The organism is Geobacter psychrophilus, from assembly GCF_056821595.1.
In genome coordinates this window covers 80,028-106,342 of the sequence record NZ_JBXDTU010000003.1, presented here as the reverse complement: position 1 = coordinate 106,342, position 26,315 = coordinate 80,028, and the positions used below count along the sequence as shown (strand labels likewise).

The following is a 26,315-nucleotide window of genomic DNA, read 5'->3' as shown; positions in this document are numbered from 1 at the left end:
CGGTGTTCTGTTGAAAGAAAACGTAGAAAGTGAAGGTTGTGGTTGCACAGTGTTCGGTTACTGGGGGATTGCTCTCCTGGTCAGCCTGTCTATCGGCCTGCTGGCGGTTTTGACTGGAGCAGAACCTTTAACCGATTTCCTCCGGCATATCAGAGAGTATGATTACCGTCCCCTGGGGGGATATGCCTTCATGTTCCCCGATTCCCTGTTCAGCGACATGAATGGCTACAACCCGTACTACCTCTTTGACACCCTTGTGGGGTGGCTCGCGTCCGTTGTTGGTCTCCACCGCGCCACGGCGGCTATCGAGGCGCTCTGTTTCGGCCTGTATTCCTTCGTCGTCTTCCGGAACGCCAAGAAAGATGGATCAGATGCCCAGCACGGTTTTGTGGTTATCGGTTTCGCGGCCCTGTTCGTATGCGCCATGTTCTTCCGGGCGGTGCAGATCAGGCCGGTGATGTTCGCCTCGTTGGTCTTATGCCTGTTGCTGCCGTCGAGAAGTTTTGTGGGCAGTTTCGCGGCCGGCATCATATCGGCCGGTCTGCATTGGCTCTTTTTTCTGTTCACTTTCCCTCTTGCAGTCGGTCATTGGTTCTCCGGCAGCCGCAGGACGGCCTACGGGTTGCTGGCCGGATCCACAGTTTCGTTTCTGGCTTTGGTGGCGCTCTCGAAAGGGGCCTACCTGGTCTCGGTGAGAAAATTGTTCGGCGTCATGGGGACACACCCGCTACTCGTCGCCCCGGAGATGAAATCGCCGATCGCCATGATGCTCGTGCCGGAAACAGCCGCCATCATTCTTGCCTTCGCATTCACAATCTACAAGCGGCGGCAGATGAACGTGTACCTGGCGACACTCATTGCTTCAGCACCCTTGCTTATCCAGGAGCGGTTCGCTTTCGATATCGGCCTGCCTCTGATGCTGTTCTACGTCATGTACGTCTGGAGGAATGATCTTTTCGACCTGTCCAGGAAGGTGACCCCGAGGGTTGCTGTTGCCTGTGTGTCGGCTGCCATTGTGATGGTCGGATTGGCGTTTGTAGACCAGATGCGAATCAAGGCGGGGCAGATACAGTGGACGCGTCACCTGACACTCCCAGAAGGCACCAGGGTGTTCAGCAGCCCTTACAATGCCTACCCGATCATCTATGAGAACAAGAACCCCATACAGGTGTTCCCACCGCTTGAGACCACGTTGGCGAAAGACAAGACGTCTGAATCGGTTGTGGTGAAGATCGTTCAATCGGGTCTGGTCACCGACGATGAATGCTCGTACTTCGAGCGGAACAAGATCGATTATGTGGTCGTGGTTGCCAGGGTATCGGCCGGGTGCCTTGTCGAGGTGAACAAGGACGAGACAGCCAACTCCTCGTTGAAGATGTGGCGCGTGAAGAAGGGCGTTTAAGAGCATCTGGGAGGGAATTGCTGCAGTTCCGAATCCGCAATAAGGCAGGGTGAATGAAACCTACAGATGAACAAAATGAGATCGTAGAGTACGAAGGAGACCTGGCCGTGTCAGCATGCGCCGGATCAGGAAAAAGCTCAACTCTTCGATTTTACTGTGAAAGACGCTCTAAATCCTCCACTTTATATCTTGTTTACAACAAGGCAGTTAAACTGGAAGCTATCCACAAATTCCGACAAGCCGGCCTCAATAATGTCAGGATAGAGACTCTCCATTCACTGGCTTTTGCCGAGCTGAAAAAACATGGTCGAAAAATCAATCTGCATGAGAAAGGTCAGTACAAACCTCTGGAGGTGTCCAATATCCTCGGCCTGGGCACTAAGGGTGGCACGTTTGGTCTGATCATGGCCACCCACATTCTCGCATTCTTGAACTTCTACTTCAACAGCGCGTTCCGTCAGTTGGCACAAGCCCGGGGCGCATATTTGGACACTATACGCCATGAAGATTTCAAGCGGTTCGCAAACTCCAATTTCGACACGATTGTCGGATATGCTACGAAGTTCTTGAAGCGGATGTACGAGGGCGAAAGCGATACTCCAATGGTGCATGATGCCTATCTAAAGTTCTGGCTTATGGAGAACCCACAGCTACCGTTTGAATATATTGCCGTAGACGAGGCACAAGACTCCACGATGGCACTCCTGGACATGCTCGGCAAGCAGAGGGCGAACAAAATTTTGGTCGGAGACGGGAACCAGGGGATATACGGTTTCAGGTTTAGCGTAAATGCCATGGAACTTATGGGATTCCCTCAGTTGAGCTTGTCCACGTCATTTCGGTTCGGTCAGAACATAGCCAACAAAGGCATGGAGATCCTCCGGTATAAGGAACGCCTTGGCCTGGAAGGTGGTGGCCAGAAGATTATCGGAGCCGGCGGGCAGGTGTATGGCAACCAGGTCGGTATAATTGCCAGGAGCAACGTCTCATTGCTTGCCCAGGCGATCATGGACTTTGAGAATGGTGTAACAAAGTCGGCTCGGATCGGGTTCGAGGGAGGGTTGAAGTCGTACACGTTCTTCGGGAAGGGCAACCTGCATGATGTGCTGTGGTTGTACTGCGGAAAACTGGAAAAAATTCAAGATCCATTCATCCAGCAATTCAAATCGTTCAAGGAGCTCATCCAATTTCAGAAAGAGGTGGACGACCGTGAGCTGAAAACCCTTATTGGCATCACCAATATGTTCGGAGCCGGTCTGTTCAAGCAGATCGCTGAACTCAAGACAAGGCAGGTCGAGCACCGGGATGCCGCCGAGGTCGTCTACACATCATCTCACAAATCGAAGGGATTGGAGTATCCCAAGGTGCAGCTGCTCGGTTTCATTGACCAATGGGACATAGAGGATGTAATCCGGACAGGTGAGTATCCGAAGCGGAGTTTGAAGGAGAAGAAAGAGGGCAAAGAGTCGCAAGGAATCGATTACGCGGCACTCACCGAGGAGCTGAATTGCGCCTATGTTGCGGTTACCAGAGCGCAAAGAGAGGTAGAAGTTTTGCCGGATCCTTTTGACGAGGTTCCGGATATGGTACAACGCAACCGAGAAGTGTATGCTGCAGAGAAAGCCCTTGCAGAGGTAGTGGCCACGCCGTGAACAAAATCGTCACAATATGCATCGCAAGTGTTTCAGCAGACGATCTGTCCGCGTATGGTGCCGTTCTGCGCTTTGGGGCCCACCACAAAGAGGTTTCCGCCTGCTACCCGACAAGTTTATACCCTGAAACCACTGTGCTCATGGAGGGCACTGTAGCGACTCTGAAGATGGTAACAAAGCCATGCAATATCACTCTGATTGCCAATAACGCCTATGAGATCCATTGCAACCTGCAGAATACCGCTTTTACTCACCTCCGGGGGGAACTGTCCAGGCTAGAAACGGTGCATACGATTTCCTGGGAATCTCAGCAAGTGCATGAGGATATGGCGCTCTGCCGGGATCTGGCTGAGAAATCTGTAAGGTCATACCGGAAGGCGTTGGAGATCGTCGGAGATGGTATTGATGTTATACGTCGGGCTGTGATGGTGTTCGGTACCGAGGAGTCTTCCCGGGTGAAGGTAACAGGTTGGGTTGGAAAGAGCGAAGAGGGGTTGGATGATGTGCCGGCGGAGTCAGCAGAGATTACTGTCGTGAGAGGGTAGAAGAGGCAAGACAACGGGTTGGCGCTGTTGGGGGTCTAAAAGGACAATATAGCTACACCAACTATCCGTTATATCTGTTGTTCTACTTGATAACGATTATAACGGTTTTTACGAAACAAGGGAATTATCTCCGATTCAAACCCAGTATTCTCCAACACTTTTTAGCATATCCACTAACCTTGGCTGTGTGGTATTAGTTTGTTGTGCCGTTAATAACCCAATCAAATATCGCGCAACAACTCTAAAAAGTCCGCAAGTTTATAAGCTCCATCAATTTTGATTTTATCAAAAACCATAAAGTAAAGAAATTCTCTGCCTGCCTGTTGAGCCCAAATTTGACCCAGCTTTATTTTTCGAACCGAGTCTGAATTATCTAAGTGATCGCCCTTAGTTTCAAGTGCTATGATCCTTCCTGACTCGGTCATTATGATGAAATCAGGAAAATGATTTAGAAAACCATTGATCCGAAAGTATTCCTTCCCCTGATCGAAGTTCTTGTGCCAGAAATGAATGTTAGGAAGGTTTGCAACCTCGTTGATTACATGTTCTTCAAAGCCGTTTGCCTTCTTTTCTGACAGATACAAACTCTTTGGTATAGTTGGCCCTATGGCATTTGGGGATATGAATTCAGGGAGGCAATATTCCGCCTTAGTTACTATCTTTTCGGTCACAAGCCAGGTGGTGAATACTGTCTCACTGTGGATCGTTGCAAGTTCTTTGATCTTATCCTTGATAACCTTTGTGTAGCTATAATCTCTCTCCAGGCAGTCATACACCTGTTCTGCCGTCAATCCCTCTAAGACCCTCCTGATATAACTCCTGACTTCCTGATCAGCGATCGGATACATATTACCGATCAGGCTGGCAAGTCTGGCCGCAAGGTTTTTAAGCTGTGATTCGCGCGGCAACGTCAGGATATGCTCGTTAAGCCGAGCTTTCTGGCGGCTATCAATCTTTTTGAAGCTTGGGCGATAGTCATCTTCTCCCGTTTTCTCAAGGTCTACCTGGTAGGCCTCATTGTCGATACCGGTGAAATTTACCGAAGTGTCACACGTGCCGAGCCGGAAGTCCTTCAGCAGGTTATCGCTTTCCAACAGTGTGAGGGTTTCCTCTTTATCGAAGAAGCCACCGGCCGGTATGCGGATAAAAAACTGCGGCAAACGGATTGCCCGCGCTTCTTCGAGGAAAACTTCTTTGATCGGATACTTGTTCATTTTGTCTTCCAGATCAGGCGGAAGCGAAGATCCCGCTTCGTTTGCCTTGTCGGTAAATTCCTTATTCGCTTCATTGGCCCGTTCCGTTAACTCATCCAAGACCTTATCGGTTTTACCGTCAGCCTCTGTTGTAAAAGGGGCGTCTGATTCCTCGTCGGCAGCCCGCTCTATTATTCTTCCAGTATTTATCTCGTCTTCGAGTTCAACAAGGCTTGGAGCTGGTATTGTTGCTTCTGTGAATAAATTCGGCTGGCCGGTGGCTGCTGCAGGAGTTATGTCTATTACGGGATGGTCAATCGCTCGATAGTCCCGGTCGCTGAAACCTGCCCGGTTGAGTCCTTTAACTACCTTGTCCAGTGTTTCCATGAAGCGGTTTGAAGCGGTGAACACATAACTCATGTTTAAAAGGGGCTCCTGATGAGCCACTACATAAGGTTGACGCAGCACTCTGCCCACAACCTGCTCGACATCGACCGCAGAGGACTTGTCAGCCACCGAAGCAAGGATATAGGCAAACGGGCAATCCCAGCCTTCTTTCAAGGCGTTCACAGTGATGATGTATCGAACCGGACAATCAGAGCTCAGCAAATCCACGCCTTTTAATTCGTTGATCCCTGAAGTCTTAATCGCGATCTGCTCTTTTGGTATCTTCGCCTCTATTAGCTTTTCTTTGAGCTTCTGAAAAGTTTCCCTGTCATCACTGGTTTTTGGCTCGGCCTGAAACAGGATAATCGGCCGGATGTACTTGCCGGTCACCTTTTCCTCGGCAATGGCAAGCGTTTCAAGCTTGCGCCGGAGTTGAAGGGCGTTGCTGATAACCTCCGTCTTGTCTGGGCGGTTATAGACGATAACAGGGAGCTTCACCATAGACTCTTTCTTGAGGGCCAGAGCGTCGACAAAGCTGATGATGTTGCTGTTATTGCGGGGAGTGGCGGTGAGATCCAGGATAAAGCAGGGATTGAGGTTTTTCAGCATCTCAACCGACAGGTCGGATTCGGCGTTATGACTTTCGTCGACGATCAAGAGCGGCTTCAAGGCACGAATGACGTTGATCAGGGCAGTTGGGTCAACGTTCTCAAGGGAGTCTGCGTCAGAGGTGTCGAAAGTAGCCAGGCAGCCATTCTCCTGGAAGATCTTGCGATCATCCTTGTTGCGTGCCCGGAGACTGTCAAAACTTAACAAAATCAGCGAAAGCTGCCCCTGAATAGCATCAGGAGAAAACCCGGCGCCCTGGAGCAATGATTTCTTGTCATAGATCTCAACACGGCCCTTGAAGTGTGTATTGAGTCGTTGTCGGTAGGGGTGTGTTATGTCGGAAAAATTGCGTTCCGTCTGTTCAAGGATTGTGAGCGAAGGGACCAGCCAGACAACTACCCGGGGCTGGCCTGTTGATTCCGGGTTCACCACATCGAGTATCGGCTTGAGTGCATTGGCGGCCAGGTAGGTTTTGCCGCCGGCTGTGGGGACTTTTACGCAGACATGAGGGACACCGGGTACGTTGTTCTTGTAATCAACCATCTTGGTCGCGCCACGGTCATCCCAATAATTACGGAATGCACCGCGAATAGTATCTTGTTTTTCGAGGTAACCGAGAAAGCTGTTAAGGTCCTTCAGTACGTTCCGTTGATACTCTTTGAGTTCCATCGTTGCCCCTGTCAGAATCTTGTTATGTCACGCGGGATCTTCTTGAAAATTATTCCGTGGTTTTGCAACTGATTCTGAGAGATGAGACAGTTGTCGGCATATATTACCAAGGTCGCCGGCTTCGCCTCAGATGTGAAATCCAGACTGCCCAGGAACTCAAAATCGAGGGTTGTGGCCCGATCCGGCTCATAGTTGAAAATGTAAGCTGCATCACTGGACTGTCCAATGAAATATGGCGTAATCCCAGAGGACGCATACTCTATACCCTCAGTGTAGGCCATATAGCGCCTGACATCATCAACCGGAACAGCGGGATTTAGATTCCCATCCTCATCGAACAATGCTTCGCCAATGGTGCAATAATCGAAGCTACCCCCAAGCCCTGCAACAGACTTATCTTCTCCACCGTATCCGCTCATAACCCGGCGCACGCGCTCAGAAGTGACAGTTTCAGCGTAATCCATCATCTCGGTCAGGATGAAACGGCGATTACCACCGTCTTGGTTGTTTAACTTCAATACGGCATGGGCTGTCGTCCCTGAGCCGGCAAAGGAGTCGAGAATGATTGAATCTTTGTCAGTAGCGATTTGCAGAATTCGTTGAATTAATCGTGTCGGTTTCGGAGTATCAAAAACCTTATCTTCAACACCAAGGATGTTTTTTACTTCCTGTTTTGCTTCTTGGCTATGACCGACTTCGCTGTTAGCCCACCAGGTCCAAGATGTGACGCCGGAAGATTCAGATAAAAAGGTTTTACGCCGTGGCACTCCTTTTCCGTCTTTTCCAAACCAAATGCGGTTGTTTTCAACAAGTTCAAGAAAAACGCTTTCAATATTCTTCCAGCAGTTCCCAGGGGGTGGAAGCACTTTTCTGCCTGCTGGAGTAGTTATTTCATACATCTGATTCGGCCTGAATCCTTGCGCTGCAAAATCCGATGACACCCATGGGCCACGGGGGTCGTTATCAAGATTTTTGAATGCGGCAAGTTGCTTTTCGGATTGAGGGATTTTTGTTAGTTCCAGCTTTTCGGAAGATTTGGCATAGACTAGGATATGTTCGTGTGCATCGCCCAACATCAACCTTGCATCAGGTGAAGTCCTTTTCTGCCAAAGAACATTTGCCACAAAATTTGACGCCCCGAATATCTCATCCAGCACCAGTCGTAGGTTGGCTACCTCTATATCATCAATAGAAATCCATATACTTCCATCAACAGCCAACAGCCGATGCAGCAGCTTCAACCTCGGATACATCATACAGAGCCATTTATCATGACGTGTAAGGTCTTCTTCCTCTTTACCCACGACTGTATTCAACCACTTCTGGATTCTTGGGTCATTGACATTGTCGTTGTAAACCCATCCCTCGTTGCCTGTATTGTACGGCGGATCAATATAGATGCACTTGACCTGGCCTTCGAATTCAGGGAGCAGAGCCTTCAGTGCTTCCAAATTATCACCATGAATAACCCTGTTGCCGGTTGAATTCGGAGTCCCCTCCGGAGCAGTAAAGACATACTCCCTATTCAATGTTTTGAACGGGACTTCATGGTGGTGTCCAACGACCTTATCTTTTCCTATCCAGTGTAGAGTAGGCATTATTTAATTCCTTAGTAATATTCCCACAGTTAATTCCGGAGATTCTTATTATGCAAATTGGCACTCTGCCACAATCGGCAGACTATATTGAAGTTTTGTTTCCGACCGGCGGATAGGGCAGGGGTTGCACCTGGCCAGTGGTCCGTCCTGTTCATAATACAGAGTGAAATCATCAATTGGGGCCTTGCAATGTGTGCAAGCGTTGGCAAAGTAATCGTCGTTTTCCTCTTCGAGGCTGTATTTCCGGAACAAAAAACTGCTCATTCTGATCAACTTCAGGAATTCTGGAGGGTATTCTCGGACATTAGTCAAAAAGACGGGGTGGGGGAGGGCATTATCTATTTCGCCCTGTGCGAACAGGGCAATAGCGAGAGCCAGGTCGTGCCCTTTGGAAGATAAGGGGACGTACCCTGCTGCCTCCACTGCCACCACGGGCGTTGTTTGCCGGCATGCCAGACAGGTCGTTTCCGATTTGACGAGAGTGAAGGGCGGCGCAAACACGATCTTGGGCATCAGGTATGCCCCGTATCCGTATATCTCGGCCGCATGGACAAAGCGCTTCTGGTTGGTCTCGCACCATTGGGAATTTTCCAACGAGGCGACGTCTTCGTCGGGGATCGGCAGATCGAGGTATATTTTAACGCTGGGGTATTTCAAGTCTGTCTCCGATTGCAATAGTTAGTGCTACATAAACACGTTTTCGAGTAGTTGTTGCTACAACATCTGATATTTCACAAGTTCGTGCTACATCCCGTTATCTGTAACCCCACAACACAGACCCCTGGACGTTTCACTGCATCTCAACCTCAAAAGCCGCCCGCTTTGCTTCGGGGACATCATTTATATTGTTGGAAGCCTGCATGCCTCCCTTATCGTCCTCAAAAACATAGGGTGGGGAGGAGTAGCCTTTCTTCTTTGTTATTGTGCCTGTTCCTTGCTGTCCAGGCGGCATTTCGATGCTTGCTTGCGCGCCGGACACATCCTCTTTATGGAGAACATAGCCGGTATTCTTGTCATAGAACCAGACGGCAAGCACCTCAGTGTTGAGGTAACCGGAACTTACCGAAAGCTCGGTAGGCTTGTTGATTGTTGGCTCGCTTGACATCCCACTCCTGAAGGTGAAGGCAACTGGTTTACCACCGGCACGAACCTGACAGATCAACAACGTCCCAATGTTGTCTTTCAATCCCCTTGCCAGTTGGGGATTCATTGGAATCGATACGATCCGCTCTTTGAAAACAGAGGACTTACTCTGACGGTTGTCGAAATTATCTACATTCAAGATGCCAATGCCATACTCCTTCATGAAATAGGAGTTTACTTCCCTGGTAGCACCAAACGCATTGCTCGCAGAATAGGTGTTGGATGAGACTAAGTTCGATTTGGTGCTGATTACAAAATCCCTCTTAACTCTCTCATCAAGGCTCAAATCTTTTGATAAGGTGCGGTCGAAGTTACTGCTGCTCGATGCCGATACTTTCACTAAAAGCATCGCCTTTTCGGCGTTATAATCCATGTGAATTGTCATTGACGGCTTTTCAATCAAAAAGGCATAAAACGAGTTGAACTTTGCTGCGTTGATTCTTGCCTCGTAAGCGGCCATTGTCTCGAACTCATCCTTTGGCTTGTACTGCGCTAAGAACCAATTATACAACCCCTCAATGTCGTGCCCTCTGTAGCCTGAAGGTAATTGTTTGGATGACATATCGAATGGTTTGCTATCATATTCAGGGGCCTTTTCCACCTCGGCTTTCTTGGCGGATTCCTGGGAAGCCTTGTTGGGTTTTGCTTTTAGAGCCGTTTTCTTTTCAGCGGCATTGATAGGCAGAATCATTATGCCAGTTAGTAGCATTGTGAGAAAAGACCGGACCAATAATTGAGTGAACATGGGGCCTCCTGAAAAGCAATAAATGAAGGTTAATTCAGTTCGCTGACCAGCATCAAGAAGTGCGCAGACAATATAAGGGGGGTATTCGTAAATCTCGTTGATGGTGAGTAAAGTCGACTACTCACACCCGCAAACTCTGCCTGTACCGGCGCATCGTGAGCAAACCACCCCGATTTCATCATCCTCATTTTTGTAGACCTTCCCGCCGTCACAGTCAGGACAACGTCTTTTCGCCCGTTCCGTCAGTTCCAGCCTCGCCCATTGAGTCCACAATGCCCTAAAGACGTTACTGCCGTCAGGGATCATTTCTTGAGGTTCACGGCTTACTTCGTACCTCCCCCTGATAACAGCCAGAGCATGAGCATAGTTCCCGTTGTCGAGATTGCAGAGGTCAGTGACGTTTAACTGGAAGGAATCGCCGTTGTAGGCACTCAACAGCACCTGTGCAGCTACCCGGCCACCCCCTGTTGGCTGTCTGGCAAGCTCAACACAGGCTGCTACAGCTGTTGCATATTCATCCGGGCTGATTCTATCCATGTCATTTCCTCTTTTTGTACGTGTAGTAACTCAGCGGAGTAGATATTTTATTCAACAACGACTTTTTACGGATATCCAAAAAAGTGACATAACATCTGAGGAGACTTTAGCTAATACCGGCCCGAAAGAACACAGTTTTCTGGCACGAGGATCGACATCTTTTATAATTCCCAATTTTGTAATATGTAATCAGTAAATTACAAATTACAATTACAGCCATCTACTGGAAAATTTATTAAGTCTGAGAATTCTCAACATCTCAATTCCAAACTATTTGACTAGGTAAGGCTTATTTATTTCATGAGCTAGATCTGGGCCTTTGTAAAAAGGTCTAATCCAGACTAATTTGCGCTCTTGATTACCCGGGCCGTGTGGTTGGTGTCTCCAATGCCCTCTGACTATAAACCTAACTGCCGGTTTCCCTCCAGATCCTTTACCGCTATTTTCTCCGTCTTTTGGCTCATTGTGTTGAATAGTAATAGTTCCAACAGAAACACCTACCTCTTCGTAATCCAAAATAGAGTGGTGTGTAGCCATTTTGAGGGCTTTACGCCTTTTTGGAGCGGAAAGGATATTCTCCGCTCTTTTTTCCATTTCTTGTCGCGGTGTTTTTCTTTCAACTCTTTCGGACTGATCAGACGACAAGTAAAGAATTGCATTTAAAATTATTCTATAAAATGTCAGACCATCTGTATAAAACTTGTCGTCCTGTTGCGGTTCTATTCCCTCGCTACCCGGGCCTATGCTTATGCCAGTTCCACAGTTTTCTGGGTCAATCTTCTCCCAGTCAGTATGTAATGCCTGCTCTAGTGTCCACTCATCGTTCATAAACAATTCACGTTTGAGCATCAAGTATGATTTTTCTGGCGGTCGGGCGTGCCATGACAACATTAGCAACTTGCGTTCGGGACTCTCTGGGCTCCCTGGGTGCATGGTGACAAAAACAGAAACGGGGGCTGAATAGTCCAACCCTGATGTATTCATATTCCAGCGCCCATCGCGGCCACTTATATTATGCATGGCGTTTATCACTGTTGGGGATGTAAATGTGAACAAACAAGAGGGAAATGGCAACTCTACAAGGCCCGACTTCAGGTTTATTTCTGTGTTGGCCAGATGGTCAGATAGATTGTCACTGAAATAGAAGGTTTTTTCCCAGATAGCGCGAAATTAACAAACGCGTAGTATTCGAAGTTAGCAGTATGGTACGTTTTTGCTATATGTGCTTTTATATCTGGTGGAGCACTAGCAATATGATCTCTTATCTCGTCTTCACTAAGTCCAGTTTTAGTTGCAATAAAATCCGTCAGACTGTTTTGCAACTGGTCAAGGCACTGATTATATCGGCTGGGGTAGTCATCAACACTGTAGACCGTTGTTGGGTGTCCCGGAACGTTAAGAATATCTTTAGCATCCAACTCAGCCATCTCAAGGACAAATTGTCGAGGACCGCTGCGGATCATATCGTAATAAGTTGGTGGTAAGTCCATATTTACTCCCTTTCACTAGATCATTATCCTGCGATTGGGCCTCTCGGCACTACAGTTATGCAAGAAGCGTCTCTTTTGACAGTCACTTCCCGCGGTTCAGGCGAGAATGGATGCTCGATATAGGCCTTGTTGATCAACTCCTGAATGACGTCATCTGGGACAGGAACGTCTGCGAGCGGGATCATGCACGGTAATGCGTGTGCGGTTACATACCACCTAGCGGCAATAAACCACTTACCATCATGATCCTTCTCGTATCTGCGGAACCCTGAAAGGTAAAGCGTTCCGTCAGCATTGGAGAAATACCAATCCATCAGGGTGTTTTCGTTTTCTATCGCTTTGCTGATAATTGCCGGTCGGAGTTCAGGTCCATCTGTAGTAGTTGATGCCATAGTTTGAATCCTCCATAAGTTATTCAATTTCGATAGGGATAATCTCAGTCACTCGCGACTTTGCCCGTTTATCAACATGGCTGTACTTGGCTGCCATTTCTATGGTTGCATGGCCTAGCGCCTCTTGCACGAGCTTTAAATCACCAGTGCCCTTATAGATGTCAGTTCCACAGGTGTGCCTCATTGAGTGGCAGTTCCGCTGCCTTTTCGGCGGGGAGTTTTTGGGTACCGGTGTGGTTATGCCGGCGGCCATGAAGTATTGACTGACCATTTTGGTAATCCCGCGCCTGGTTAGCCTGGCTTGCGGCGTCCCGCCCTTGGTCACTTCAACGAATAGTGGATGGTTGCCGGAGGCATCAGGATTCACCGGACCGCGTTTTTGAATGTACTTTTCTATTACCTTGGCGACGTCACTTTGTCGAGGATGTTTAATACGATCTTTGCCTTTCCCGTGGATCAGCATGCGCATCCGGCCGTCATCGTCGCTTATATCCTCGTCGTTTGCACGGTGGATCTCAACGCGGCGCAAACCTTCGATAGTCATAAGAGCAATGATGGCGCGGTCTCGCATCGATTTCAGGCGGCCATCTTTCGGGATGATCTTGAAAAGCCGGTTTGCTTCGGTATCAGACAGATGCTCGACAATCTCATCTGCTGCGCTTCGATCTTTCGGTGCTCGGATGCCGGCGGCCGGGTTCAATGTTACAAACCCGCGCTGGAGAGCGGATTCATAGAATCTTCGGATGGACGTTAACTTGGAACTGATTGTAGCCGACGCATTACCACTTTTTACCAGTTCTTTTCTGAACTCCTTGATATCCTCTTTGGTCGCTGTCCCGGGATTTATGTTTGCCACCTTGCACCAGGTGATCCAATGCTTCAGTCCGGACATGTATGAGTCGATCGTGTCCTGCCGCGCATCACCATTAGCAACATCAAAGCCGAACCACTCGGCCGCTTGGCACATGATTTCGTCATGAGAGTTTTTAAGAGCGAGTAGAGGTGGGTTTACGGGAACGAGAGATGTTTCCGTCATTGTAAAACTCCTTCAAGGCGAACTGAATTTCTGTAAAATGGTTGTGATACCTGTAAAAGCCCTTAAATAAAGGCTTCGCAGGCTCGGCCTCCAAATTTGCGTTCTAAGGGCCGTTCTCTGGCCGGGCAATAGTAGGACAAGGGCCGTCAGGAAGAGTGTTGGACAATTTTTGGATTAATTCAGCTTTGCAGGCCGAACAAACTCTCAGGCTCGCACCGCAGAGAGAAATTTCCCATACGACATGGTTCTCTCGGCCGGTTTCAGTTAAATAGTCATCACATGCGTTGCATCCGCCTGCATTTTTCGACTCCCTCTGATTTACTGAAATCTGTCTCAATTTGAACCTCGGGGCCAGTTAGTATTTACTACTTTTTTGCTGTGGTATTGGTTCCCATATTTAGGGTTATGAGAATCAATAAAATACTACCCACAAAATGCGTTTTTTACAAGAAAAATACAGATTATGTGCAATCGGTATGTTTTTGTTGTTTTTGAACTTCTGACAATATAATATCAATAAAAGTTTTTGGCGTTATTTGCCTAAATTTCGGAAAGGAGTAGATCTAATGGCTAAAATAAAAAAAGAAGTGATTAAGTTGGAAGAATTGCCTAAAACACAAAATCAGCTCAAATTTCTAAAACTGCTCAGTAATGGTACAAAAACGAGTGAACAACTCATTGTTGAAGCAGTTGCCATGCTTTATGAAAAAGAGAGACCAAATATCGAAAAGATGATTTCTGATGCGGCTGGGGCTGAATAGACTCGCACGCCGTAGAAAGTGAGGATTTATGGCCAAGGTAACAGAAAAGCAGTTAAAGGCACGCGTAACGGAACTCAACCTCACAGCTTTAAAGGCGACTACTTTTGGTCTGCGGGTTGATAGGACATCTAAGGGGTACAGCTGCTTTCTCATTTACAGGGACTCAACTCCTCCTGAAATGCTGCTTGAAGAAGGCAGTGCATCCGAGGCATCGGCCTGTGTTGAAGCTGTTGCAACGACTCAAAAGGTATTCAGTCAATCAATGTTGGGCAGCACGATCAAGCCCGAATTCGTGACTGCCGAAATGTTCATCAAGCAAGGTGGCGCCCGTTGCCCGAAAACAAAGTGCGGGTCTCGCGACGTCCTCCCAGGGTGGGTCGAGAAAACTTCGGATGGCATTAACCAGGCATGCCGGTGTCTCAAATGTGAACTGGACTATGTCATCAAGTACCGGCTTGAGGATTATGAGGTTTTGGCAAAATCGGTAGGTACCGAAGCCGATAAATAAAGGAGTTACAGAAATGACGAAAAATGATATCGCTACGAAAATTCAGATGAAACTCGGGACGACCAAGCGAGAAGCAACTGACCTTCTGGAGTCAGTCATTCGCATAATCAAAGATACCCTCGATGCTGGTGAAAACGTCAAAATTGCTGGATTCGGGGTATTTACCGTCAAAGCCAAGCGCGCCCGGCGGGGGCGGAACCCACAGACCGGCGAGACGATGATGCTCGCCTCCCGGAGGGTGCTGACGTTCAAGGCAAGTCCGATATTGAAAGACGCGGTGAATAAGTAGTACCTACCTTAAATCAACCTGGAGGCGTGATGGATCCCACCGAAGAACGTATCAAAGATCTTGCCCGCAGTGTCAACCGGAACCCCGAAATTATCGGCAAACTGAGCACAGGGGAGTGCATAGCGATGGCTCTGCTGTTTAACAAGCCCGAGTGGTTACCGAAAGGTTATGAGCACCCTCTCGATGCGATCAAACGCCTGGGAGAGAACTGGCTGGCCGCGTTGCAGACTGTTTTTGAAGACGGGTGGGAGTAGTAATGTGTAATAATACGCCGTCCATTACACATTAACGTGTAATGGATGACTGACCATTTGTTTGTAGAATAAATCCAGAACCAAAAGGAGAAGCAATGTTGGAGCCCTTAAAGCAGTTCTATTGTGATGTTTGCGGTGATATTATCGAAAAGCCCTCAGATGGCTATGTAATCTGGCAGCGCGAGAGGACAGAGACCGGCCTCGGGAAAGAACACGGATTCAAAATCATTCATCAAAACGAGTGCGATAAAGACCGGGTGAATTATCCCAGCTCCATGCACCTTGACCATTTCCTCGGTCCGGATGGAATGGCCTACCTGTTGAGCTTCCTGTCGATCGGACCGGTAAAAGCGAATCTTGGCCAGACGCACGAGCCAAAACTTGATATGGATGAGTTTGTCGACTTCTTTCGGCGCGTTCAAGTGCCCCATTATGAAGAGGCCCGTCAGCGTTTCAGTCACCATGAGTTTCTCGAAGATAATTGTGATAACAACGAGGTCGGTCCATATACGCAAGCCTCATTGGAGGCAACCGCAAAGAACCCCCGTTACCTCTCATAAGGAGGGGCTTTGTTCAAAAAACCGCACACTGTCAGCGACAAAAACAACAACATCGAGCACGCCTTCATCTTTTGCGGCAGGTCGATCTCTTTCAAATTCCAGGGGGAGTCCCTGCTGCGGAAGAAATTGGCAGATCGTTGTTACTCTCCAGATGTGATTGATGGGGCGATCACCTTGTGCCGTGATTACGGGTATCTAAACGACCGCCGGCTTGCCGACATGGTAGCTGAAAATCTGCTGTCTTCAGGCCGCGGGGCCGGTATGCGGGTCCGTCAGAAGTTACAGAGTCTTGGGGTCGGTGCCGACGATATTGCAGCTGCTCTGGCTGCCCAGAGCGAAGAGATAGATGTTGTTGGAGCCTTGTCTGACAACATTTCCAGAAAATACCCGGACTTTGACCCGGCGCAGCGGGATCAGAAAGCGCTTCAAAGGGTTTGCGGCCATTATCAGCGGAAAGGATACTCCTGGACGCAGATATCGGGAGCGTTCAAGCGCATGGCCCAGGGAGAGTAGAGTGAATTCAGGTGGCATCGAACCTATCTGGCACTTTGCCGGCACGATGCTGGTGTTCGTCCTGTTCGTTATTCGACGATGGGTGGCCTCCAAGCATATCGTGCTGATAAGTATCTTCTCCCTGCTTGGAGTGGTTTTACATGAAATGAGCCATTTTGTTGTAGGAGTAATCTCTCGGGCAAGGCCTTGCGGCTTCAACCTCATACCGGAGCGAAGTCCGGATGGTGGTTGGACGATGGGGTCAGTCGAGTTCGGCCGGGTCACAGCATTCAACGCAGTGCCGATCGCATTTGCCCCTCTCCTGCTCCTGGTTCTTGCTTACGAGACGTTCGTCCACTGGCCCCTACTCTTCCCCTCCCCTACCTTCATCAACACGTTGGGGCTTTATACGGCGATGTTTGTCCTGACCTACGAAAGCATCCCGAGCCGTCAAGACATTCGTGTGGCCACCAACTGGCGGAGCATACTGCTTTATGGAAGCATTACTGCAGCTGCGGTGGCATGGAGGTATGGACGGGTATGAGCTCAATGAGCCGACATAAAAAAGATGTTGGAAAATAAATGCTTCACGTTTACCGGGAGAGGTAATGAGTAAATTGAACAGCAAGAACAGTTTTGAGTATAAATGTAATCGGAGCTATTACGGAGGATGGTTTGTCGACTGGTACTTCCGGCCTATCGGCAATGAGATTTTTATTCCTTTTACTTGCGAAACAGGAAAGACCCTGAAAAAGGACGTGGAAACCCTTCTCTCTTCGCCAGCAAAAGCCACAGAATATTACTTCAATAAGCTCACCAGGATGTCAGATGTAACAACTGCTGAAAAAGATTTAAAAGACGCAGAAGCTCGCTACGCCCAAGTGTCTTCACCAGACTTTGACCTGAGAGGCAACAACCCGAATCGAGAGATACGTGCCAGAAAGGACGCAGAGTTAAGGTTGGCTTCTGCAAGGAGTCGTCTTCAAACAGCAATCGAATTTACCGAAATTCTTCAAAAGAGACAGGAGTAAACGAGTAACGAGGTGAGTGCCTCCGCACCGCTTGCAAATAATGGCCAGTTAAGAACGCCCCTGTTTTGTCATAGCGCGGGAATAGGAACCGATGGAACACAAATTCTACCCATTATCTGTGATAACCAGACGAATCAACGATCTGCTGCAGCCAGCCATACTCAAAAAGTTCTGGGTGAAGGCCGAGGTGTCGTCAGGACGGGAAAAAGGCGGTTCCTTTTTTTGCGAACTCACCGAGGCGGATGCCAACGGGAAGGTCATCGCCAAGATTTCATGCAACATCTGGGCGCAGGACCTGGCCAGCATCCGGCGGGTGTTCAAGACCAAGGGACTGGATCTGGTGCTTGCCGACGGTTCCGTTGTTGGGTTTCTCTGTTCACTCCAATATTCCCACCAGCATGGCTTATCCCTCCGGGTGTTTGACGCCGATCCATCCCTGGCTCTGGGTGAGATGGAATTGCGGAAACGCGAGATCATCGAGCGCCTTCAAAAGGAAGGACTTTTCCAGCCGAACAAAGAACGCTTCCTCCCTCTCCTCCCCCTCCGGATTGGCCTGATCACCAGCAACGGCAGTGCCGCCTACAACGACTTCATCAAAACGCTCACCATGTCGGGCTTTGGCTTCAAGGTCTACCTGGCCGACGCATTGATGCAGGGCAACCAGACGGAGCAGTCGGTTCTCAAGGCAATGGGAGTCCTTGAAAGGTGTGATGTCGAGGTGGTTGTCATTGTGCGTGGTGGTGGAAGTAAAACTGACCTTTACCATCTTGACAGTGAAGCTATCGCCAGACGAATAGCCGCCTACCCTCTCCCGGTCATGGTAGGGGTTGGGCACGAAATAGACCGTAGTGTTCTCGATTTTGTCGCCTACCAAGAATTCAAGACCCCGACCGCGGTTGCGGAAGATCTGGTCGCCCGCTTTGTTCAAATGCGCCGGCAACTGGAGGACTCCGGAGGGAAGATACTGTCGGTCTGGACGCACCGGCTGAAAGCAGCCTGGACGGAGTTGGAGCGGGACACCACTGGCCTTCGGCAAGGCACAAGAAAACTTCTGGACGTGACTTCTGCTGGACTGCGTGACAGGGCGCATAGCCTGAGACATGAAGTTCTGGGACGCATCAGGACAGAACAGGCCCATGTTGAGAACAGAAAAGGTCTGCTGCGGTCCCGACCGGTCGCCCTGGTGCAACGGCATATCGATCGACTGGCATCCAAAGGGCAGAAGATGGAGTCGAACGCCAAGTTCTGTGTGAAGCTGAAGACTATGCAGTTGGAGACATTTGCAGGCAAATTCAAGATGGACAAGATACTGCAGCGGCTTTCCCGAGAGGACAAGAGCCTGAATGAGAAAATGGCCACCATCAGAGCCATTGATCCCCAAAAAGCTCTTGAACGAGGTTTCGCACTGGTTTACAAAGAGGATGGCAGTCTGATCCGCTCTATCGGTGGTGTTGCGGCAAAAGACAAACTACGTACACATCTGGCTGACGGTGTCGTGGACAGCGAAGTTATTTCAAAGGAGGCGACCCATGTCTGATACAGAACCGACTTACGAGCAGAAAGTGGAGAAGTTGGACGAGATCCTCACCAGGCTCGATGATTCCGAGACCCCGATCGACAAACTGGCCGAGGACGTCAAGGAAGGCGCGCGGATCATCAAAGACCTTGGCAAGAAGCTCAAACAGGTCGAAGCCGAGGTTCTGGATGCGTTCAAGGAACTAGATGCCGAATAATATTGTTGAGGAGGAGGACGTATGCCTTTGATTCAATGCCCAGACTGCCGCCAAGAGGTCACTGATCGTGAAGTGAGTTGCCCGAAGTGCGGTTTCCCGATTCAGGAAGCCAAACCAGTCGACAAGCTGCCTCAAAGAGTCAATTGCCTTGACTGCACGACTGGATACGACTTTTATGCAGAAGTATGCCCGAAATGCGGTCTGTTCACTGGTTCTGCTTTAAGCGGTGAAGGTGCATGTGCCTGTGGATTTGCCTTCGACAAGATTGTCGTCCAAGAGACCCCTTCCTCCAAGGCCGCAGTTGAAAGTCGTCGCTCTACAGCAGGTATCCTCGCGCTTCTCCTCGGTGGAATAGGCATTCATCATTTCTATCTCGACCGTCCAGTTGCCGGTTTGCTCAATATACTCTTTTGCTGGACGTTTATCCCGGCTATTCTCGCGATAGTTACTGCAATCCAGTATTTCTCTATGACCGACGATAATTTCAATCGTACCGTGGACAAATCTCATCTAAATTTTGGAGATAGTGAAGATTAATTCGCCCATTTCACTAGGCAGCATTATCCCCCACATGATGGTAATAGCAGATGCGGTAGCCGAGTCCCCACCTTCCCCGCCCACAGAATGGGATTTTTTCTTGGGAGCCGACGGGGTTGCCGGAATCCCTTCTTTGCTGCTTTTTAAGGAGCATGACCCGCCCCTAGCTTTGGGGCAATCGAGGCCAACTCCAGATAAACCATCAAAAAGCCCCCAAAGCATCACGGCGGACCGGATAGTCTTGGGGGCTATTTTGTTGTTACAGTCCGGTTCACTTACATCGTTCGTACCAGTTCGGCAGCAAAGCCGAATAACCGTGCTTGTTCATCATTTCGGCATCCTTCGGGTTCTCCACTACCCACTTCTTTAGAGCCTGGAAGACAGGGGCATTATAAAAAGCCTCAGCAGTCGGGGTTGACCCGTCCATAGGCATTCCAAACTGTTCGCAGGCAATCCGGGCGCCGATCTCATCCACTCCTTTGAGGAAAGTCTTGTCCCGGAAATCCACAGCAGCCCAACCGACATAGTATCCGGTTTCGTTTACCCCCCTTTGTTTATCGGACGGACTGGGTGGTCCCTCGTTGTAAAAAATAGCCGACCCCCCTAACAGGAATGGTCGATTTCGACCTCCTCTGTGCCTAAGTTGCGCCAACGGTCCAGACTCATACATAGTCGCAACGAATGTAAGATCGCTGCCAAGACGGAATCCAAAGAAATCCCGTGAATTGTCAGGCTCAATATAGTCATCATGCGGGCCGGGCTCGGGGGCCGGCAGACGCCCGAAGCCGTATTCCGTATCGAGCGCCTCCTGGAACCAGGCCAGAGCAGTTTCACTTGACGGTTCCGAATGAATTTCGGCCCACCCATCAAATACCTTACGCAGCTTTTGGAAGATAAGCCTCGCTTCTCCGCGAGCGTATAATAGAGGCACTTTCCCGTCTATATAATCATCCATGGCCGTTTCCAACCGTTCCGAATAAGTCAAGGTCAGGAAATTAAAAGAAAAGAAAAGCCAACAATCCTCACCGTCCTGGCTTCTCCAGACCGATGGCTCTGGTCCGTCACCTTCGGTAGGCATCATCAGCAGATCGTGCACGATAACAGAGTCCTCACTGGGGAAGGTGGCCGTTATCTTGCCGCCTCCGTGGAAACAGACAAGGTCATCACGTATCAACAAAGTGATGGTGTAATCTATATCCTGGTCATAGTCAGGTCCAGCGCCAATGTTCCGAACCCGCAACTCAAAAAGCGGTTCTCCATAAATTCCGTATTCGCGCTCTTTGAACCCTGGCAACCCTGTATGGATATCCTTGTCGTAGTCAATGACCAGACCGCACGCAAAAGCCTCTTGCTGCCAGATGGGGAAAAACACCTGATCGAGAAACTGGCCGAGGCGTCTCTTCTTCGAGGTGCCCTCGTTAGCCCCAAGGGTTGCGACGTATGTATCCCAGTTCTTTACTTTGTTAAGATGGGAAATGGTCTCGTGGATGTTGGACAGCTTGAGGTCTGGTGTGAATTTCGCCAGTTCTGCGTGAAGTTCTTTGGCAAATTCTTTTGCAGCTTCTACGGTGGGGTGGGATTTGAACTGCTGGGTGTTTGGACGCAGGCGCCCATTTGAAGGTTTTTTCTTCATGGCTCTCTCCTTTCGTTTCGACCACCAATACGAATGCTCGCGTTGACGTCTTGGTAGCCTCCCAAAAGGAGTGGCCAGCAAAACATGACAAGGGTACTGCGTGCGATCATTCACCGTAGTGCAGGATCTGCACTTGCGAGACGACAGGCTACCGCGAAGCCTTGTTAATATGAAACATCGAGAATGTGAAAAAATCAAGAAATTTATCGCCTAAAAGTTGGTTGACAACAAATTGATCTCATATTAGCCTATTGGCTATAGGGTTACAGGCCCCTTTCCGCTCGCAGCCATTATTGGCCTTGGAATAAAGCGTAACTGCACTGGCGTAGTTTATTTACCTGTAGCATCCTCATTGTCCCCTTGTATTGGTTTTAGGGAGATGTGGTACAGCGAGCAACTTTCGATTTTCCCTTCTAACCGAAAAAGGAGACTTTATGACAACCCCATTCTTTGGGATCGGTGCGTCTGGCATTGATTCCGCAGCTTTGCAGTCCAAGCTCGTCGCCGCGCTAGGAGTCTGTCGGACTTAGAGCATCAGCCCGAAGTCTGCCAGCACCTGCAAAATATGCATAACAGCTTGAAATTATTAAGATAAACGCCATTTTATTCTTGCTTTTTTGTTGGTTTTAGTGTAAGTTTCGCCTCCAATATCAAATAGTTAGATATTGGAGGCGATCTTGAAACCCAATTTTATAGAAGTTGACCGAGAGACACTGTATCTCATGCCACCTTCCGTGCAGGATTGGCTGCCCGAAGGGCACCTGGCCCGGTTTGTAGTTGAAGTTGTAGAACAACTCGATCTGCGTTCTTTGAAAGCATCATATGCCGGCCGCGGTTCACAGCCTTACAATCCAGCAATGCTGCTGGCGCTCCTGTTTTACGGTTACTCCACTGGTGTCTTCTCCAGTCGGAAGCTGGAACGCAGCACTTATGATTCGGTAGCGTTTCGGTTCATTGCCGCAAACACACATCCTGATCACGACACCATCGCCACATTCAGGAAGCGGTTTTTGAAAGATCTTTCAGCCCTTTTTGTACAAATTCTGTTGATTGCCCACCAAGCTAACATGTTGAAATTGGGTAGTGTCAGCCTGGATGGCAGCAAGGTCAAAGCAAATGCCTCCAAGCACAAAGCCCTGAGTTATGAACACGCCTGCAAACTGGAGAAGCAGCTGAAGTCTGAAGTTGCAGACCTCCTCAAGAAAGCTGAATCAGCCGACAAAGCGGAAATCCCGGATGGTATGAACGTTCCTGAAGAACTTGAACGTCGTGAACAGCGCCTTTCCGCCATAGCTGCCGCCAAGATTGAGATCGAACGCCGTGCAGTCGAGCGCCACGCTCGTGAGCAGGCAACATATGAAGAAAAGCTCACTGCACGGGCAAAAAAGGCAGAAGAAACCGGCAAGAAGCCGAGAGGCAAGCAGCCCAAGCCGCCGATACCAGGTCCGGCCCCTAAAGATCAGGTCAACCTTACCGATGAAGAATCTCGCATCATGCCGATCTCCGGAGGTGGTTTTGAACAGTCCTATAATGCCCAGGCTGCAGTTGATACAAAATCGAAACTGATCGTAGTCGCCCATATCACCCAGCAGTCCAACGACAAGCAGGAACTGGAACCAACTCTGAAAAACCTGGCTGCACTACCCAAGGAACTTGGCACAACAGCCGAACTACTTGCCGACAGCGGCTACTACAGCGAACACAACGTCAACATCTGCGAAGGTGGCGGGATAACGCCATACATCGCTGTCGAACGGCAAAGCCACAACCACTCACCATTTGAACGTTTCAAAGAACCGCCGCCACTGCCGGATAATGCTGATTCAGTAACAAAGATGAAACACCGATTAAAAACCACAGCAGGTAAAGCAGTATATGCACTTCGCAAGATAACCTCCGAACCGGTCTTTGGCATTATCAAGGCGGTCATGGGATTCAGAGGCTTCATGTTGCGCGGCAAAGATGCAGCGGCAGGAGAATGGAATCTTGCCTGCATGGCATATAATATAAAAAGAATGCATTCATTAAAAACCGCTTAATAAAGGGCAGAAACAACCATGTTATTAGAAAAACTGGCCTGACTGAGTGTAATTTAAACTGAAGAGAGGCACTTTATATATTGATGTTTCGCAAATGAACCTTTGACTGTCAGAACCGGATCGCTAGCCCAGATTAAGGGCAGCACCAATTTGGTCGTATTTTCAAGTCCGACAGACTCCTAGAAAGTGGCCGGTTGAGGATGAATATCATCCAAAGCGGGACAAGGTCGCGTAGTTCCCGGCATATTTGAAGATCAAAGAGCTGCTCCATGACCCGCTACGGTGGCGGAATGAGGGAGCCAATTATCTAAAGTCCAGTTCATTCTTCATCCCTCATAACTCATCCTTAGCATCTCTCCCGTGCATCTCTCCCGTTGACATTGGAGGCCAAAAGGTGTATTAATTAAAGTAAGATAGCTAGTTAGCTCATCCTGAGATATTCTGGACATATCCATCTTTGGTGAGGAGGGATATGTCGATGGACAAGAAAAGCTTACCAAGCACGCACCGAAAATTTGTACAATAGTTCCAAGATGATCAGGCATGTGCAGCGTTTTTAGAGCAACTGCGCTGGCCTGAAAGCTTTTGTTGTCCCGCTTGCCAAACGATAGGCGTCCCTTGGCGTCAGACACGTGGAAGATTGGAATGTGCGTCATGTCGCCACCAGACATCGGTGACCACCAATACTAACTTGGACAAGACACGAATGCCGCTCACAACCTGGTTTGACGCCGCGTGGCACCTGACAACCGCTAAGAGCGGTCTTTCTGCCAAAACACTGGAGAAGACTTTGGGCACGCAGTTACGTGACCGCGTGGGCTATACTGCAACGTTTTCGAGTAGCCATGGTGCGCAGCGAACGAGAAAAACTGTCCGGTGTGGTCGAAGTCGACGAAACGCTCATAGGAGGCTCTAAACAAGGAGGTAAACGCGGTCGCGGCACAAGTAATTCCGTTGTAGCTATAGTTGTTGAACTTATGGAACCTATGGGTTTTGGACGAATACGAATGCGTCATATTGAGAATGCCTCTGGAACTTTTCTTGATGCATTTGTATGTAATGCAATAACCAAGGGAGCGACTGTGCATACTGATGGCTGGACTGGCTACAATGGACTATCCTGCCTTGGATATGAGCACAAAAAGACGATCCTTTCCTCATCTGGTGATCCAGCACACGTATCAATGCCAGGCGTGCACCGCGTTGCAAGCCTCCTAAAGCGGTGGATACTGGGTACTCATCAAGGATCTGTAGTGCCTGAACATCTTCAATCCTATTTGGAGGAGTTCACGTTTAGATTCAACAGGCGGACCTCAAAAAATCGTGGGCTCGTTTTCTATCGCCTTATGGAACAGGCCATGGCGACCAAGCCGGTCACATTATCTGATGTGACTTGCGGATATAATTGGAACCATTCGGCAGGAGGAGCTAACTAGCTACCCCCTTTTAATAAATATACATTCTTAGACAACTTGGAGTGTGTGAGAAATCATTTTATTAAACATTGTTATATCTGATGTCTGTAAAAACAACGTAAATAAGGCTAGATGGACGTTGACCTGATCTTGATGTAACTAATTCCTGACATGGTATGCCAATTGCTATATCAGTGTCATATCTCTGGCGGGCGCGCCAGGTATGAATAAATATTTTTATGTCGCACAAATTTTCGTAAAATTCACGACCCTTAAGATATAGGTAACTCCATGAAGACGTCCCTACAAATAATTGACCCGCTAATATCTCAGGCAATCCTGGATGACCTTGGAGATGGCATACTCTTCCTGAATGGGGACGATGTCCTGATTTATATCAACCGGGCGGCTGAAAAAATTCGCGGACTCGGCAAGGATGCAAGTGTGGAACGTTTCATGAGGGGCCTCTCCGTCCTGTCTGACGCTGCTTCCAGCTCACGTTACGTCTTGCTTGCTGATCTCAAAAACGGATACACGCCCATTCATAATCAGATCCTTGAAGACAAGGGGCATATCTACGAAAGCACTTTTTATCCAATCCGCGACATCAAAGGGATGTATCTGGGAACTCTTATCGTCTGTCGCGATGTTACCGAAAAGGAAAAACTCAAAGAGGAGGCACTGGCGCTTCGTGAACAGATGCGGTTAGACGTCGGCTGCGGTGACATGATTGGCAACAGTCCGGCAATGCTGCCGATATTCCAGCTGGTCCATGCAGCAGCAGCGGTCGATTCCACAATTATGATCACCGGAGAAAGTGGTACCGGCAAAGAACTGGTCGCTCGCGCCATTCACCAGCATAGCCGGCGCAAGGATCTCGCTATGGTCAAGGTGAACTGTGCTGCTCTGCCGGATTCCTTGTTGGAATCCGAGTTGTTTGGCTATGATAAGGGGGCTTTTACCGGCGCTGTCAAGGATAGAATCGGAAAGTTTGAGCAGGCTCATGGCGGGACCATTTTTCTTGATGAAATTGGAGAAATGCCGCTGTCAGCCCAGGCAAAGCTGTTGCGGGTATTGCAGGAACGAACCATTGAACGGGTGGGCGGCAACAGAGAAATCCGCGTCGATGTCAGGATTATTGCAGCAACTAACAAGAATCTGCAGCGTGAAGTTGCCAACGGAACCTTCCGTGAAGACCTGTACTACCGGCTCAACGTTATCCCGATAAACCTGCCTCCGTTGCGGGAGCGGCGCGAGGACATCCTGATTCTTGCCCGACAGTTTCTCAATCGGTACGCCGAGCGGATGCACAAACCGGTGCTTGATATGTCGCCCGCCGTCAGGAACGCCATGGAAATATATGGATTTCCCGGAAATGTCCGGGAGTTGGAGAATGCCATGGAACGTGCTGTGGCGCTTTCTCTCGGGGGAGAGTTGCGCCTGGAGCACCTCCCGGCTGAATTTGGCAGACACCAAACTGCGTATCCAGCTGCCTCAGTATCGTCAGTGGATGCTTTGCTTTCCTCAAAGGTCACCGTGTCGGAGAAGGCGGCAATACTTGATGCGTTACGAGCTACGGGAAACCGAAAGGGTGAGACCGCGCGGTACCTCGGCATTTCTCGCAAGACCCTGTGGGAAAAAATGAAAATTTACGAAATTGGCTAA

26 protein-coding genes and 1 pseudogene are annotated in these 26,315 nt (G+C 49.1%); 17 read left to right on the top strand and 10 right to left on the bottom strand.

Features of this window, described 5'->3' with window-relative positions; all coding sequences use genetic code 11:
* Positions 1-10: 10 nt before the first annotated feature.
* From ACOCF6_RS01180 to ACOCF6_RS01170, 3 genes are read left to right on the top strand one after another with little or no spacing between them, the layout of a single operon-like run.
* The gene (locus tag ACOCF6_RS01180) at positions 11-1,402 is read left to right on the top strand and encodes a hypothetical protein (protein WP_482458555.1); all 1,392 of its coding nucleotides are present in this window, start codon (positions 11-13) and stop codon (positions 1,400-1,402) included.
* A 53-nt stretch (positions 1,403-1,455) separates the two neighbouring features.
* Complete coding sequence (locus ACOCF6_RS01175) at positions 1,456-3,054, top strand: UvrD-helicase domain-containing protein (protein WP_482458554.1); 1,599 nt, start codon at positions 1,456-1,458, stop codon at positions 3,052-3,054.
* On the top strand, positions 3,051-3,599 hold the full coding sequence (locus ACOCF6_RS01170; RefSeq protein ID WP_482458553.1) for a hypothetical protein: 549 nt from the start codon (positions 3,051-3,053) through the stop codon (positions 3,597-3,599). The genes ACOCF6_RS01175 and ACOCF6_RS01170 overlap by 4 nt, the downstream gene beginning before the upstream one ends.
* A 221-nt stretch (positions 3,600-3,820) precedes the next feature.
* On the opposite strand, the gene ACOCF6_RS01165 is transcribed toward ACOCF6_RS01170, so the two are convergent.
* From ACOCF6_RS01165 to ACOCF6_RS01125, 9 genes are all read right to left on the bottom strand, one after another.
* A complete protein-coding gene (locus ACOCF6_RS01165) occupies positions 3,821-6,457 on the bottom strand; it encodes a DEAD/DEAH box helicase (protein ID WP_482458552.1) in 2,637 nt (878 codons plus the stop codon).
* 11 nt (positions 6,458-6,468) lie between these two features.
* On the bottom strand, positions 6,469-8,055 hold the full coding sequence (locus ACOCF6_RS01160; protein ID WP_482458551.1) for a site-specific DNA-methyltransferase: 1,587 nt from the start codon (positions 8,053-8,055) through the stop codon (positions 6,469-6,471).
* A gap of 48 nt (positions 8,056-8,103) precedes the next feature.
* Positions 8,104-8,712, bottom strand: a complete 609-nt coding sequence (locus ACOCF6_RS01155; protein ID WP_482458550.1) for a hypothetical protein — start codon at positions 8,710-8,712, stop codon at positions 8,104-8,106.
* 133 nt (positions 8,713-8,845) lie between these two features.
* Positions 8,846-9,943, bottom strand: coding sequence for a hypothetical protein (locus ACOCF6_RS01150; RefSeq protein WP_482458549.1), 1,098 nt, complete (start codon positions 9,941-9,943; stop codon positions 8,846-8,848).
* A gap of 117 nt (positions 9,944-10,060) precedes the next feature.
* Positions 10,061-10,480 (bottom strand): DUF7673 family protein, encoded by a 420-nt coding sequence (locus ACOCF6_RS01145; protein WP_482458548.1) that lies wholly within the window; start codon positions 10,478-10,480, stop codon positions 10,061-10,063.
* 270 nt (positions 10,481-10,750) lie between these two features.
* Positions 10,751-11,575, bottom strand: coding sequence for an AcrVA2 family anti-CRISPR protein (locus ACOCF6_RS01140; RefSeq protein ID WP_482458741.1), 825 nt, complete (start codon positions 11,573-11,575; stop codon positions 10,751-10,753).
* 2 nt (positions 11,576-11,577) lie between these two features.
* Positions 11,578-11,970 (bottom strand): hypothetical protein, encoded by a 393-nt coding sequence (locus ACOCF6_RS01135; protein ID WP_482458547.1) that lies wholly within the window; start codon positions 11,968-11,970, stop codon positions 11,578-11,580.
* Positions 11,971-11,993: 23 nt separating this feature from the next.
* Complete coding sequence (locus ACOCF6_RS01130; protein ID WP_482458546.1) at positions 11,994-12,362, bottom strand: hypothetical protein; 369 nt, start codon at positions 12,360-12,362, stop codon at positions 11,994-11,996.
* A gap of 19 nt (positions 12,363-12,381) precedes the next feature.
* Complete coding sequence (locus ACOCF6_RS01125) at positions 12,382-13,398, bottom strand: tyrosine-type recombinase/integrase (RefSeq protein WP_482458545.1); 1,017 nt, start codon at positions 13,396-13,398, stop codon at positions 12,382-12,384.
* A 566-nt stretch (positions 13,399-13,964) separates the two neighbouring features.
* Here ACOCF6_RS01125 and ACOCF6_RS01120 point away from each other — a divergent pair.
* The 11 genes from ACOCF6_RS01120 to ACOCF6_RS01070 all read left to right on the top strand — a co-directional run bounded on the left by ACOCF6_RS01120 (position 13,965) and on the right by ACOCF6_RS01070 (position 19,563).
* Positions 13,965-14,159, top strand: a complete 195-nt coding sequence (locus tag ACOCF6_RS01120; RefSeq protein WP_482458544.1) for a hypothetical protein — start codon at positions 13,965-13,967, stop codon at positions 14,157-14,159.
* 28 nt (positions 14,160-14,187) lie between these two features.
* Complete coding sequence (locus ACOCF6_RS01115; protein ID WP_482458543.1) at positions 14,188-14,667, top strand: hypothetical protein; 480 nt, start codon at positions 14,188-14,190, stop codon at positions 14,665-14,667.
* Positions 14,668-14,680: 13 nt separating this feature from the next.
* Positions 14,681-14,956, top strand: a complete 276-nt coding sequence (locus tag ACOCF6_RS01110; RefSeq protein WP_482458542.1) for an integration host factor subunit alpha — start codon at positions 14,681-14,683, stop codon at positions 14,954-14,956.
* Between the two features lie 29 nt (positions 14,957-14,985).
* On the top strand, positions 14,986-15,210 hold the full coding sequence (locus tag ACOCF6_RS01105; RefSeq protein ID WP_482458541.1) for a hypothetical protein: 225 nt from the start codon (positions 14,986-14,988) through the stop codon (positions 15,208-15,210).
* Between the two features lie 95 nt (positions 15,211-15,305).
* Positions 15,306-15,770 carry a hypothetical protein gene (locus tag ACOCF6_RS01100; RefSeq protein ID WP_482458540.1) on the top strand — a complete coding sequence of 155 codons (465 nt, stop codon included), beginning with the start codon at positions 15,306-15,308 and terminating at the stop codon, positions 15,768-15,770.
* Between the two features lie 9 nt (positions 15,771-15,779).
* On the top strand, positions 15,780-16,283 hold the full coding sequence (locus ACOCF6_RS01095; protein WP_482458539.1) for a regulatory protein RecX: 504 nt from the start codon (positions 15,780-15,782) through the stop codon (positions 16,281-16,283).
* A 1-nt stretch (position 16,284) separates the two neighbouring features.
* Positions 16,285-16,806 carry a hypothetical protein gene (locus ACOCF6_RS01090; RefSeq protein WP_482458538.1) on the top strand — a complete coding sequence of 174 codons (522 nt, stop codon included), beginning with the start codon at positions 16,285-16,287 and terminating at the stop codon, positions 16,804-16,806.
* Between the two features lie 64 nt (positions 16,807-16,870).
* Positions 16,871-17,293: a hypothetical protein gene (locus tag ACOCF6_RS01085; protein WP_482458537.1), complete on the top strand. Its 423-nt coding sequence runs from the start codon at positions 16,871-16,873 to the stop codon at positions 17,291-17,293.
* Positions 17,294-17,384: 91 nt separating this feature from the next.
* Positions 17,385-18,830: an exodeoxyribonuclease VII large subunit gene (xseA, locus tag ACOCF6_RS01080; RefSeq protein ID WP_482458536.1), complete on the top strand. Its 1,446-nt coding sequence runs from the start codon at positions 17,385-17,387 to the stop codon at positions 18,828-18,830.
* A complete protein-coding gene (gene xseB / locus ACOCF6_RS01075; protein WP_482458535.1) occupies positions 18,823-19,026 on the top strand; it encodes an exodeoxyribonuclease VII small subunit in 204 nt (67 codons plus the stop codon). The genes xseA and xseB overlap by 8 nt, the downstream gene beginning before the upstream one ends.
* A gap of 21 nt (positions 19,027-19,047) precedes the next feature.
* Positions 19,048-19,563, top strand: coding sequence for a TM2 domain-containing protein (locus tag ACOCF6_RS01070; RefSeq protein ID WP_482458534.1), 516 nt, complete (start codon positions 19,048-19,050; stop codon positions 19,561-19,563).
* Between the two features lie 271 nt (positions 19,564-19,834).
* Here ACOCF6_RS01070 and ACOCF6_RS01065 read toward each other — a convergent pair whose 3' ends face one another.
* Positions 19,835-21,196 (bottom strand): hypothetical protein, encoded by a 1,362-nt coding sequence (locus ACOCF6_RS01065; protein WP_482458533.1) that lies wholly within the window; start codon positions 21,194-21,196, stop codon positions 19,835-19,837.
* A 677-nt stretch (positions 21,197-21,873) separates the two neighbouring features.
* On the opposite strand from ACOCF6_RS01065, the gene ACOCF6_RS01060 reads away from it, so the two are divergent.
* From ACOCF6_RS01060 to ACOCF6_RS01050, 3 genes and pseudogenes are all read left to right on the top strand, one after another.
* The gene (locus ACOCF6_RS01060) at positions 21,874-23,235 is read left to right on the top strand and encodes an IS1182 family transposase (RefSeq protein WP_482458532.1); all 1,362 of its coding nucleotides are present in this window, start codon (positions 21,874-21,876) and stop codon (positions 23,233-23,235) included.
* A 472-nt stretch (positions 23,236-23,707) separates the two neighbouring features.
* A pseudogene (locus ACOCF6_RS01055) lies at positions 23,708-24,671 on the top strand (IS1595 family transposase).
* A 270-nt stretch (positions 24,672-24,941) separates the two neighbouring features.
* Complete coding sequence (locus tag ACOCF6_RS01050; RefSeq protein WP_482458531.1) at positions 24,942-26,315, top strand: sigma-54 interaction domain-containing protein; 1,374 nt, start codon at positions 24,942-24,944, stop codon at positions 26,313-26,315.